General features: G+C 51.4%; 11 protein-coding genes. All 11 read right to left on the reverse strand.

The window, feature by feature from the left end:
- Positions 1-43: 43 nt before the first annotated feature.
- The 11 genes from AAGJ81_09400 to AAGJ81_09450 all read right to left on the reverse strand — a co-directional run bounded on the left by AAGJ81_09400 (position 44) and on the right by AAGJ81_09450 (position 12,246).
- Positions 44-1,717 carry a hypothetical protein gene (locus AAGJ81_09400; GenBank protein ID MEM0966348.1) on the reverse strand — a complete coding sequence of 558 codons (1,674 nt, stop codon included), beginning with the start codon at positions 1,715-1,717 and terminating at the stop codon, positions 44-46.
- Positions 1,714-3,495 carry an O-antigen ligase family protein gene (locus AAGJ81_09405; GenBank protein MEM0966349.1) on the reverse strand — a complete coding sequence of 594 codons (1,782 nt, stop codon included), beginning with the start codon at positions 3,493-3,495 and terminating at the stop codon, positions 1,714-1,716. The genes AAGJ81_09400 and AAGJ81_09405 overlap by 4 nt, the downstream gene beginning before the upstream one ends.
- 103 nt (positions 3,496-3,598) lie before the next feature.
- Positions 3,599-4,159: a hypothetical protein gene (locus AAGJ81_09410; protein MEM0966350.1), complete on the reverse strand. Its 561-nt coding sequence runs from the start codon at positions 4,157-4,159 to the stop codon at positions 3,599-3,601.
- 366 nt (positions 4,160-4,525) lie between these two features.
- Positions 4,526-4,906, reverse strand: a complete 381-nt coding sequence (locus tag AAGJ81_09415; GenBank protein MEM0966351.1) for a clan AA aspartic protease — start codon at positions 4,904-4,906, stop codon at positions 4,526-4,528.
- 381 nt (positions 4,907-5,287) lie between these two features.
- Positions 5,288-5,980, reverse strand: coding sequence for a WecB/TagA/CpsF family glycosyltransferase (locus tag AAGJ81_09420; GenBank protein ID MEM0966352.1), 693 nt, complete (start codon positions 5,978-5,980; stop codon positions 5,288-5,290).
- 79 nt (positions 5,981-6,059) lie between these two features.
- The gene (locus tag AAGJ81_09425; protein ID MEM0966353.1) at positions 6,060-6,479 is read right to left on the reverse strand and encodes a hypothetical protein; all 420 of its coding nucleotides are present in this window, start codon (positions 6,477-6,479) and stop codon (positions 6,060-6,062) included.
- 44 nt (positions 6,480-6,523) lie between these two features.
- Positions 6,524-7,063: a WcaF family extracellular polysaccharide biosynthesis acetyltransferase gene (locus AAGJ81_09430; protein MEM0966354.1), complete on the reverse strand. Its 540-nt coding sequence runs from the start codon at positions 7,061-7,063 to the stop codon at positions 6,524-6,526.
- 469 nt (positions 7,064-7,532) lie between these two features.
- Positions 7,533-7,973 carry a hypothetical protein gene (locus AAGJ81_09435; GenBank protein ID MEM0966355.1) on the reverse strand — a complete coding sequence of 147 codons (441 nt, stop codon included), beginning with the start codon at positions 7,971-7,973 and terminating at the stop codon, positions 7,533-7,535.
- A 309-nt stretch (positions 7,974-8,282) separates the two neighbouring features.
- Positions 8,283-8,864 (reverse strand): glycosyltransferase, encoded by a 582-nt coding sequence (locus AAGJ81_09440; protein MEM0966356.1) that lies wholly within the window; start codon positions 8,862-8,864, stop codon positions 8,283-8,285.
- A gap of 761 nt (positions 8,865-9,625) precedes the next feature.
- On the reverse strand, positions 9,626-10,480 hold the full coding sequence (locus tag AAGJ81_09445; protein MEM0966357.1) for a glycosyltransferase family 4 protein: 855 nt from the start codon (positions 10,478-10,480) through the stop codon (positions 9,626-9,628).
- Positions 10,481-10,821: 341 nt separating this feature from the next.
- The gene (locus tag AAGJ81_09450; GenBank protein ID MEM0966358.1) at positions 10,822-12,246 is read right to left on the reverse strand and encodes a hypothetical protein; all 1,425 of its coding nucleotides are present in this window, start codon (positions 12,244-12,246) and stop codon (positions 10,822-10,824) included.
- Positions 12,247-12,262 lie beyond the last annotated feature (16 nt).

The raw sequence follows: 12,262 nt of genomic DNA on the forward strand, positions 1-12,262 counted from the left end.
CTATTACCCACCAAAAGTCAACAGCACGTCAGGTCTCGTTGCGTTACTTTTCGGAGAAGATCTCCTGAAGGAACAGCTGTTCTTCCGGTAACAGGTTTGATGGGTTCGTTTGGGAGGCGAGCTTCTGGGCGTCCGGTTCGAAACCTGTGCGATGCAACGCAAGTGCGGCAAGAAGACGCCATCGATCCCGAACCTCGAACCAGTTTACTGGTAGCCCATCCAGAAGACTTACCGCCTCCATTGGACGACCTTGATGGAGCAGGCCGAGCAAAACCGTCATTCGATAGGCAAGAATATTCGGCTGCGATTCGAACAATTTTTGGGCTTCGGCGAGACTGCTGGGTTGTGGTGTTTCGGTAAGAAAACCGAGATAAAGAGCATCGTTTTTAGCACTCTGATCTCTTGGAAAGAATTGAGTGTATTCAACTAATGCTGCCTGCAGCTTGGTGGTTTCCCCTTGCCGTTGTAAGAGCGCAAGGAGATCGGTAAATGCGCGTTTCCTCAGGTCAGGGGATTCAATCGTGCGCCGTAGGGCTGCTTCCTCATACTCTGGAAGTTCTAATTGGCTCGCCGTTTGCGCGAGGTAATAGAGCTTCGGACTTTCCCGTGCTGCTGAAGAGAGAGCCTGTTCCCACGCCAGTCGAGCTCGACGGTCATCTCCGGTTTCAATAAAAGTGCGCATCCGAAAGGAAGAGCTCAAATAGTCTTCTACAGGAACCCGTGGACCTTCAAGGATCCCGCGTATCGCCTCCCATTCCTGATTGAGGGCCATCGCATCCAGAAGAATTAAAAAGAGATCCTGTCGTTTCATTGCCGTCTCAAGTGGGATTACTCTCGGGGTATAAGCATAAAGCCCATTGCGGTTGAGCCAGCGTCCTAATGTAGCTGAGTCAGAAAGTTCATTCGATGGGAAGAGCGACTGTATTTGATTGAATACTGCGTCACGGTCGGTCTCCGGAAGTCGAAGGAGTAGCTCCTTGGCTAGCAATTGCATGTCGCGACTGTTGTTTTCGCGTTGTTCGATGGTTTCGATCAATGCTTCGAGATCAATCTGCTGTAGGTCCGGTAGTTGGCTGAGCGTTTTGAGGGCTTCGTCACTACGAGGTCCCTCGTCTGAAGCAATCCTCCACAGGTGATCGATTCCCGATCTGCGGATCGCTGGATCGGAAGAAAGACGGGTCAGCTGAAAGAAAAGGGTGTCGGCTTCTCCTGCTGCATTTCTTTTCTCAACGAGATCGTTTGCTCTGGACAATGCTAGCTCGTAGTCGCCCTGCAGCGTTGCCGCGAGTGTCTCTAGATAGTCGAGCTGGTTCGGGTTTAGGTTGAGTTCACGTTGATTCTCCAGCTCCCTTTTAAATTCCGGCCAGAGGTTCGCGTGCAGATAGGCTTTTGCCAACTCGAGACGATCATCAGGGTGGTTGTCAGATAGATCAACGACTTCTTCCCAAAACGGATAGGCGGCCACCGGATCTGTCGCTGAGTAAACTCGTGCCAGAACACGGGCGATGGCAGGGTCACTTGGACTCAATGAGCGGGCTGCATGGGCCAGTTCCCATGCCCGATTCAGGGTTTCAGGACTTGCGAGCATACTTTCCGCCTCTTCGGCCATTCCGCTCGCCCGCCAATCACGAATTTCTCGGTAAGCGGGGTAGCTAATTACGGCGACGAGTAGAAGGGTGATCACCAAAACCCAGGCTGCTGTTTTCTTGAACGTCATTTGCGATGGGCCCTTCCGGAGGAGTCCTTGGAATTTGAATTGCGGAATCGCCTGCTTGATTCTGCGCGATTTGCCATCGAGTCACCGTAGGCTACTGCGGCCAACCAGCAAGAGGTTAACGCAAGAGCGGGATTTCCAAAGGGAAAATCAATAGCCGCAGTGAAGAGAAAGGCGACCAAGCCTACAGCGATCCAGCTAGCCAAGGTGCCGACTTCGCCAAACCGAGCGATCTTAACCACCGCCGCTATGGGCGGGAGAATCAGTAGGATTGTCCCGATGAGCCCGAATTCGACGAGCCACTGAATGTAGTCATTGTGGGCGAACTCAACGAGTGGAGGAGTCTGGCCATCTCCAAGGGATCGGAGCTTCTCTCCTGCGTAGACGAATTGGATATAGACGTAGGAGCCGATTCCCCACCCGGTCAAAGGTCTTGTAGAAAAAGCTCGTAAAGCGTCTTCCCAGAGATATCCCCGCAGCTCAGGATACTTTGCGTCACCACTGTCCTTGAAGAAACCCCATTGAGTCTCAGTTTTTTCGAGCCCCTTCTCGAGAGAGGGTTCGGAGAGGTAGAAAAAAGCTCCAAGAGCGGATAAAAGGGCGACTAGGCTGAGGAGAGGGAGAGCCAGTGAGGCGGTGAGACGGTGAGTCGGTGAGTCGGCGAGGCGTCGAAGGGTGGGGCGGGTTGCTCTACCATGCTCGGAGAGCGTCGAAGGGTAGGTCTTGTCAGAGGATTTCATTCTTCGAGGTTCACTTTTCTCTCCTTTCTCCCTTCTTCCTTCTCCCTTCTCCCTTCTATCTTCGAACTTCGAACTTCGAATTCTCCCTTTCCTGAGTAGAGTTACCGTAAACGCCATAATAATTCCGCCGAGCGCAAGAGTTGCCCCACGAGCACTTGCCAGAGGGATGGTTAAAGCAACAAGAAAAACGAGGCAGGAAAACGAAACGGTTCGATCAGGGAAGTGTCCTTCATGTTTCTCTTCCTTCCAAAAGTTTCGGGAGAGGCCAATTCCTACTGCACTCATTAGGGCCGCAAGCTCCCCCCAGTGGTTTTTATAAAAGAGCGTTCCAAAAAAGTAGGGAGTATGGCTTTCGAAAAGCCAGAGGATCTTCTCTGTGCCCGATAAGCGAGCCAGAGCTCCAAAGGCCGCTAGAATTCCGAAACCGAAAAAAACAACGAAGACCGCACGAGTGTTGAATTTTCTGTTTCGGGCGAAAGCTGCTGTGAGTGCAGTCCAAATTAACGTTCCCGAAAAGATCCAAAGAAAACGGGTGCCTCTAGTTGTGCTCGCTGTAGTTGGCAGAAAAGGATTGGATTCAAGCGCGTACATTCCATCGGTAAGCTCAGGTCCGGCCGGGTAAAATGATGGATTTTCAAAACCGATATATTGGATGACTATCAGAACTCCCCAGCAGAGAGTGGTCAGGGTCGTCAAATTTGAAGGCCTCCAGCCTAGAAACGTTTGGAGGGACTTTCGTAATCGAAAGTGGACACTGGGTAAGTTCGAAGATAGCGGTTTTGAAATCTCCGAACGAACCCGTTTTTCACCCGAACGTGATCTCGAAACACCGTTTTGACCCTTTTCCCTAAGGAGTTGATACAAATAATAGGCCCGGAGAGAAACGACGATCCCAATTGCCAACCAGATCAAAGCTGTTAGCAACCTTAGTGTTCCATCAGTTCGTCCGCCGAAGGCATAGATTCCGGAAAGCACCAAAAAGGACCCTGCCACGAGAACGAATCTTGGGAGGGATTCCCGGGCGAATGTGGAGATGCTCATAGTGCTCACTAGTGAAAAGAAGGCTTTCCATGTCGTCGAATACGAAAAAGCCCGCTCTGAGGAGCGGGCTTTTGCTAGGAAGATTTTGAGCGCTAGCGCCGGTTTAGCTCGGGCTTACCGGTGGAGCAGGGGGTGTTGGGGGGACAAAGATGGGAGTCCGTTCATTGACACTGGGAATCTCCGGTGGTGCCGGAGTCACGGGCACAGGAGGTGGTGGAGGAGTTCCACCATCAAATGCATCCGGCACGCTGTCACCCAGAGCAGTAATCGCGCTCGCAAGAGAAGCAGGAGTGAGGTCATCGAGGGAAGTTCCTCCTTGAACGAGCTGATCGGCAACGTCCCGACCTGCCTCAAGGGAAGCCAAGACAGCGCCCGAATTAGAGGCAGTTGCAACGAAAGAGTTCGCGATCCCCTCAAGGTCATCGGCCGGTGGCTCACCTTGCAGCAGGCCCTGAGCGAGGCCGAGGGCACTTGCGATCTGCGTTTCCGTGAAACCTGCTGCTTCAGCAGATGCAATGAGATCTGTGATTTCGTCAGCACTATCTGCCCCTGCAAATGCGATTGCCAGTCCAGAAACAGTTTCCGGAGTGCCTGAACCTTGAGCGGATAAAGAAAGGCCTGACAGCAGAAGTAGACTCGAGAGGACCAGTGAGAATAGTTTCATGATGTTTGTATCAATGGAAGTTAGTGACTGACTGACTGTACACTCAGGAAGATAGGATTAGCTATTTTTGAACGCAAGAATGGAATGTATCCGTATTGATGCCTATTCGGTGAGCCCTTCGACAAGCTCAGGACTGGGCGGTGAGACCGTGAGTCTGTGAGACAGCGAGGCGGTTAGTCGGTGAGACGGTGAGTCTGTGGACGCGGAGAGTAGTGAGCGGAGAGCTGAAAGTGGAGAACGGAAAGTGGAGAGCGGAAAGCGGAAAGTTGAATGCGGGAACCGGTTAGACAGTTAGACGGTGAGTCCGTTAGTCGGCTTGTCGCGCCGTAGTCCCGGAGGGCGCAGGTGGATGAGACAGATTGTCGTCTATTTTACTATAGCCATGGGAAAGTTTGGGCTCTCGGGGTTTACTGTAACGATCTGGCGTGTGGGATTGATCACCAAATCCATGTCTTCCATTGGAATTGCTCCAAGGATTACCTCGTCTCCCATCACGAGGGCACCGCCAAAGCTGTTTCTTTTTTGAAAAGAAATTTGAATCGGACCGACGTAGGGAACCAAACCAGTGCTTCCATTGGCAAGAGTCACCTCACGGGATTCTATCTCGTTCACCTGTAACTGGAGTGCGATATGCTGTGGAAGGCACATGGTCACAGCTCCTGTGTCGACTAAGGCAAGAACCTCAATGGCACTCATCTCAGGTCGAGCAGGTTTCTGGAGAGAAATCTGTGTGCGGATCAAGCCCATTGGCCGAAAGGGTTAAACAGGACAGAGAATTTGTGCAATACTAAGGCGGTGAGAAGGTGAGCCCTTCGACAAGCTCAGAGCAGGTCGGTGAGGCGGTGAGGCGGTGAGGCGGCTAAGCAGTTGGTCAGTAAGACGGTCGCGTCGTAGGCTTTTGCCCCTGACTTTCTTGGATTCGGGAGGAATTGAGAGGCGGGTTATTGAATTTGAGGGCAATTCGACTTCGTCTCGTTTCGACTTTCTGTCTTTCGCTCAACTCGTTTAACCGCCTTACTTCTCGACATTTCTCGAGTTTCCTCCTTCGCCCCGCAGGCTACGAAGTCTACGTCGCAGGGCAGGCCGACTAACCGACTCACTGTCTAAACGACTCACCGATCTACTGACTCACCGTTTAACCGGCGGCAGCTGTTCCCCATACCGAGCGATTAGGTACGCAAGCGGGAGCGCGCTCCAGTAGCGGGGTATGAAGGTCTTTGGATCAGAAAGGCAGCGAAAAAGCCATCCAAGGTAGAGGCGGTCGGCCCACACCGGAATCTTGACCTGATTTCCGCTCAGGAAGCCAATGGCCGCGCCAGTGCAAATAATGGCAGGGCAAGGTTGATTTTCAGAACGATAGCGCTCACGAAGCCAATACCCCAATCGTTCTTGGACTCCGCCTCCGATGCAGAGAACGACAACCTTTGGCCTTCCGTCGCGAAGTCTCTGGCAAAGCTCTTCATCGCAAAGGTTTTCTGTTGGATATCTTGGCGCGACATAGCCGTCCTTGCCTGAGCAGGGAAAACCTGTTTCTGCGAGCCACTTCTCGTTTTTTTGTCTCTGCTCTTCGGTCGGATGAACCCAGAAGACTGCCCCTGAGTCTTTTGCCACAGGATCCTGTAAAATTCCTTGAAGTAGTCGAAGGCCCGATATTCTAGCTGTTTTTCTTCTCCAGAAGATTCGCCAGAAGAGAACCATGGCTCCACTGTCGGCAATGGCCACATCCGCGGATTGAACCGCCAATCGGTAAACGTCGTTTCGGCGGAGATCTATAGCCAGCCCGGGACCCGATGGAACCACTACAAGCCCGGGACTGCTCATGACCTGAGTGATTAATTCTATGAGCGAACCGTTAAAGAAGGAGATACCCAGAATTTTTGTGGTCAGGCTTTTCGGCACTTTAAATAGACTCTCTCGGCCTAGAAATAATGAGGTGAATCAAAATGGCAGCAACTCCTCCGGCGACGATACCGAGCCCTCCCCAAAACAAATCCATTACTGAGAAAACTCGTTTTGGCATCGCCCATTGAATGAGTTCGGAGATCGAGAGAAACGCGACCAGAAGTGCTGCTCCCCAGGCAACGGTCTTCTTTGGGAAATCGTTTCGATTATTCGCTGACAAAAAAGGCAGTAGGAATGAACAAAGAAAATAAGGAACGAACGTTCGAAAATCAGGATATTGATCTCCGAATTCGGCCAGCCAAATCGGAAGAATCTTTTCTTTGATGAATTGTGGTTCCGGTTTGAAGGAAAAGTAGAGGAGAGCGGCAATCAGGAGAATTCCGATCAGACGAGCGAGAACAGAAACAAAGGTTGCCATGGAAGCGGTTGCGGAAATCGACTGCCGGTCGACTATTCGTCAATCTACGACCGCTTTTTGATCGGTAGACAGGGATTTCCCGAGCAGATCATCATGGAAGGGAGGTCTCCAGTGACCACGCTGCCCGCAGTGGCGACAGCTTCCTCATTAATGACGACGTTGGGGGCGACAAATACTTGGGCTCCAACCCATGCGCCACCTTTCAGAGTGATCGGGCCGTTGCGATAACGGAATCTTGGATCGGTGTAATCGTGGTTTCCTCCGCAGAGAAAGGCTCTTTGAGAAATGCAGCAATGTGAGCCGATCGTGCAGGATTCGAAATTCAAAATGAAGACCTCTTCTCCGATCCACGAATGGTCACCGATAGTGAGCTTCCATGGAAAATGGATGTTCACTCTTGGCTTGATGACGACGCCAGCTCCGACCTCTGCGCCAAAGCGTCGGAGCAAAGTTCGCTTTAGGCTGGAGGCCCAGGGAAGGGGCGAGAGGAAGAAAAGGCATTTTGTGAGATACCAAGCTGCTTCAACAACTCTGGAACGACCACGGTCGAGCCCGTCAGTAGGGTTGAAGGTGTCTAATCGCATTGTTTTCGGTGAGGCGGTGGAAGCGGAGAGCTGAAAGTGGAGAACGGAAAGCTGAAAGGAGAAAGCGGAAAGTTGAGAGCGGAAAGCTGTAAGTCAGTTAGACTGTGAGTCTGTGAGCTTTTTGACCGTTCGACTAGCTCACGGTAGACAAGCTGCATCGACTGAGGCTCAGCATAGGTCAGGGCAGGTCGGGGAGATGGTTAGACAGTGAGCCCTTCGACTAGCTCAGGGCAGGGCGGTGAGTCGTTGAGTCGTTGAGGCGGTGAAAGCTGAGAACGGTAGCGGCCTGTGTCCTCACAGGCCAGATTCGATCCGTAATACGAATGATAGATGGATAAAAAATTCTGGCCGCTGGGACAACGTCCTCTATCGGGTTGTATTCGGTGTTGGTTGGTAGCGGCTTGTGTCTCTACAAGCTAGATTCCATTGTCTTTGGAGCATCTGCCCGCTGATTGATTAAGACCGGGGATTATCCCCGCACATAGGGCCAATCATCGGCTTTTTCGACGAGGCCTGCCCGAACGGGATTGCTTAGGACGTAGCTCGTTTTCTCGTCAAGTTCACTGGCATTTCGAATGCGATGATCGAAAAAATAGCGTTGCCAGCAAACTGAATGGTTTCTCGCGATGAACCTTTTGAAATCCTGGACCGTCTTCCGTAAAGGGAAAAGACGCGTATTGAACGAAACGAGCGCGTGTAGGTGATCTGGCATAAGGAGCAGGAGCCGGACCTTCCATTTGTGTGCTTCCTCGTAAAAACTGACCGACTGAAAGATGGCTTCCGCAATTGCGGCATTGGCGAGTTGATTCGCACCACGTGGGAGACAGTTGATTGTGATGAAGAAAATCTCGCCATCATGAACCCAATTCGGAATGTCGTGCTGCAACTGCTTTCTTCGGAAGGAAGGCATCTATGATTGATGGCAGTAGCGGCTTGTGTCTCTACAAGCCAAGTTTGATCCTGGACGATTTTGGTAGCGGCCTGTGTCTCCACAGGCCAGATCTGGTCCTAAGTTTTAGATGGTTTAGAGCAAAACATGGCCGGCTGGGACTAGTTTTCGCTCTGGGAGCTACGCCTAGGCAGGACAGCGTCCTCTACCAGGTTGTACTCGACATTGGTTGGTAGCGGCTTGTGTCCTTACAAGCCAAATTCGGTCCGTAATTTGAATGATAGACGGATTGGATCAAAGCCATGGCCGCTGGGACAGCGTCCTCTACCGCTAACAATACTTCTTACACGCCGCTTCGACTTGGACGGCAATGGCTGACCATTGGTAGTTGCGGGAAACGAGCGCCTTTCCGGCTTCGCCTCTTTGTTGGCGTTCCTTGTCGTCGGCTCGCAAGGCGGATTCGAGGACTTGTTTGATCGAATCGATTTCGGGTTCTCCTTCCCATGCACCTCCTGCCTCGGTCAGCTCGGGAAAGTTGCATTCCGTGGTCTGAATGACCGGCAGCGCATAGCTGGCGGCTTCCAGAACCGCCAAGGGGAAACCTTCGGATCTGGAGGGAAGTACAAAAAGGTTTCCCGACCGAAAGGCGGCTTCTTTGTCAATTCCGGAAACCGATCCAAAAAACGACACGGAGTCTTCGATGTTAAGCTGACGAGCGAGTGCCTTTATCTCAGCAAGATATCCCCTTTCGTCTGGACCAAATACCGCGATTTCCCAATTCCGAACCAGTGCCTGATCCAGATCGCTCCATACTTTGAGCAAAAGGTCTAATCCTTTCTTCGGATGAATGCGGGAGAGGAAGATCAACCTTTTTTCTCGGACCTTGGGAAAGCACTTAAAGAGACTCTTCATTTCTTCGACCGTTCGTGTCGGCGGAAGATGGACTCCATTCGGCAAGACTTCAATTGGTGTGGCAATTCCATAGGCTCTAGCCTGTTGACGTTCTTTAGGTGAAACGGCTCTCCACCAAGAAACATATCGAAAGTTCGCTTTTTCAAAAAGTGCGTGGACGATCCTTTTCTTCAAACGGGATCTCGCCAGAATCCATGGGTCGAAAAAGCCTTGGATGTGATAAACCAACGGTTTCGAAAGTTTTCTTCCATGATGCCCAAATAGAAAATTGGGGTAAACGTAAAAGCCATGGCCGTGAAGGCATCTCGCGTCGCGAATTGCTTTGCGCGCTTCGGTTCCCATCCGTGGGGCAAAAAAAGTCTTTGATGGTCCCCGTCGCACGAATTGTCGAACCTCGTCCCATTGATTGGAGAATGTGTTGGATCGGGTCGTGAAAAGACTCGAGTCGACGCCGATTTGGAGTAGACCTTGATGCAATCCCAAAGCAGACCGCCCCAACCCAGCACCCTGTAAAGGTTCGAGAGATTGAGTGAAGTGAAGGTGCATCTAATAACAATAGCTGACTTTAATTGGTATAACGGTTGCTCCCTTACTAGCAGGAGAGCAGCCGTAACGCCAGATATCTTAAACAGGGGAGGGTCGGGCTCCGTCCCGACCGAGATGGCCAGCAGGGCGCGCGGCGGGGACAGAGCCCCGCCCTCCCATGAGATTCAGAAACTGTAATTTGATTTGACGCCGATCAGGGTGGCGTGTGCGCTCCATTACGCTTCTGCCCGTGCCGCGTTGACTGCCTTAATGGCATTGCGTGCGAAATTATCGACATCCCAATCAGCAATAATCCTTTCAGAGGCTTTGCCCATTGCGGCACGTTTTTCGGTATTCGTCGCTATATCAACTAGAAAGCCGGATAGAGTCTCTGCGTCCATCGGATTGAAAAGGTAGCCATTAACCTCATGGTCGACCAGATCCATTGCACACCCGACTCCGTTTGCGACTAAAACCGGCAATCCAGAAGCCATCGCTTCGTTCACGACAAGCCCCCATTCTTCCTTTGTGCTCGGGAGGATGAAAGCCTCTGCTAAACCATAAAAGAAGGGATTTTCAGAAATCTGTCGAAAACCGTAAAAGCACACATCGCCAGAGCCGAGTTCCAAGCGGGTCTGCTCGTCGAGCGATTCTCCCTCATGGACTCGCAGGCCGAGTGACTGAGCCTGTGACTGGAGTGCTGATTCGGTCTCACCGCTTCCGACAAAGCACAGAGCTACGGGTGCTTCGGTTGATTGACAGAAAAGAGCGTACGCGGAAACGAGCGTTTGGAGGTTTTTTTTCCGCACCATCCGTCCTAGGCTAAGAAAATACCTGGGTGGAAGCTTTAGTTCCGCTCTTCGGTTCTTCGCGTTTTCTTTTGCTTCCGTAGCCCCGCTCGAAAAAGTTCTGTTACTGATAGCGTCGTAACCGGTGAAAATCTTGTCAGGCGGGATGCCGAATGCTGAAAAGTGCTCTTTATGTGGTTTTCCGCCCACCAATGCAGCGTCAAACCGCCGGACCAACATGCGCTTAATTTGCTTTTTCCAGCCTTTTGCTTTTTCGGTGCCTGCGTGACTTTCGTTCATCATCACGCAGGAAACCTTTGAAAACTTAGCGGCGAGAAAGAGGGCTGTTTCCGCCTTCGGGGAATAGCTTGGAAGAAGTGCACATTTGATTCCATTTTTCCTAAAGAAACGTCGTGCTCGAATAAATACGAGTAATGGACGAAGAGTTTCGTATTCACCAGGACAAAGGGTCCGTAAGCCGGAGCAAATATCTCCGTTTCTTTCCCACGCATAGGTGCTCGTAGACTCGGCCAGTTGGATGGGCGTGACCTCCTCTTTCGCAGTCTTCTGCAGTGCGCGCACGCGGGCATGATGATAGGGGCCGAACTGGGCAAAGCAGATGGCGACTCTTTCAAAGGATTTGCTCAGTGGAACCGTGGAAATACATCTTGCCGACTGGTCTCGGCGTTTTTTTCTCCCTCCAAGTCGGAGGCGTCAGATTCAATGGTCTTCGGCCGAAGCAGGTAGTTGAGAACCAGACAAGGGATGACCGCGTACAGTCCTTGCCAAAGTGCCTGCCAAAGAAAAAACCGGGTCAAAAACATGCAGTTGACCGCAAGAATGGCAAGAAACGCGTATTTGAGATAGCCGTCTTTCATTGAAAGAACTCGCCCGTCAAGATAGCCCACTAATAGTCCGAGGATGAGCATACAAAGGACCATCCAGTAATCACTGCCCCCATCGAGCCAGAAAAAACCGGCAATCCCCGGAGAGTAAGGTGCCCCATTCGTAAACGAAAGGTCCTGAAGAATCCCGCGTTCCGGTTTTGAGGACCAAAGAAATCGCGGGATAAAGTGAACGGGTGCATAGAGCCAAGACAAAGCAAAAGGGGTTACAGAAGGCTCGGATGCACGGGCCGCGACAAAAGTGTCGAGAATGTTCATGTCACCGCGACCATCATAAAAACCCCAGTAAGTGGCAGTTATCCCGAGATCGCCAAACGTATTGTCGATGAGTTTGAATTCCCTTAGTGTATCGTTGTCAAAGTGCCGAACCTCTCCGAGAGTTCGGAAAATTGGCTGGAGAAGCACGATGGGAAGGATGAGCCAAAGGTAGGAAACCCTTCCTTTGAGCCGCATAACCACCGCGAGGCCAGCGATCATTACACCAGCAATGTAGAACCCTCGGAACACGCTGACCTCCCTCATATACCACGTGAAAATTAGAAAGAGTATTCCCGAGAGGGCCAAGGTGAACAGTTGGTTGGGATGACGCTGATAGCGGTAGCGTTCAAGGACAGCCAAGATCGCGAGGATGTGGATCGACTGGAGTGGGACTGGCAGGTCGTATGCGTAGGCTCCAAAGGCAGAGCCATAGAGATTACGACCCGCTCCAGCAAGGTACATTATTACAGGAATACTTAGAACCTGAAACGCGATCAGCGCTCGTGCCATTCCTGACGTGACGATGAAGTCGAGCCTATCTGCTTGTTGTGCCCTTTTTTGGAACTCGAATTGTTTTGAGTGGCGGATGAACGCGGATCCGAGCCAGAAGGCTATCATGGCGATAGTAGCCCAAAGCACACCTTCGTTGACTTCAGCCAAGTCTACTTGAATGCGGAATAACCTTTCGAAAAGGAAGTAGTCGTTTTCTGAAACGATGTAAATGGCCCGAACCCCAAAAAACAGAAACGACATGAACAGAAAGGCCCCGGTTCCTGTGACCTGTCCCGATCGCACATGGTTGAGAAGCAGCACAAGTTGACACCCGGTTAGCAAATAGACTGATAGTGCAGAGCTGAAGGTTACGACGGACGCGGTTAGTAAGACTAGAATTAGGAGGAAAGTCATTTTTATCGTGAAAAAG

It is taken from the genome of Verrucomicrobiota bacterium (assembly GCA_038744685.1).
GTDB lineage: Bacteria > Verrucomicrobiota > Verrucomicrobiia > Opitutales > Puniceicoccaceae > Puniceicoccus.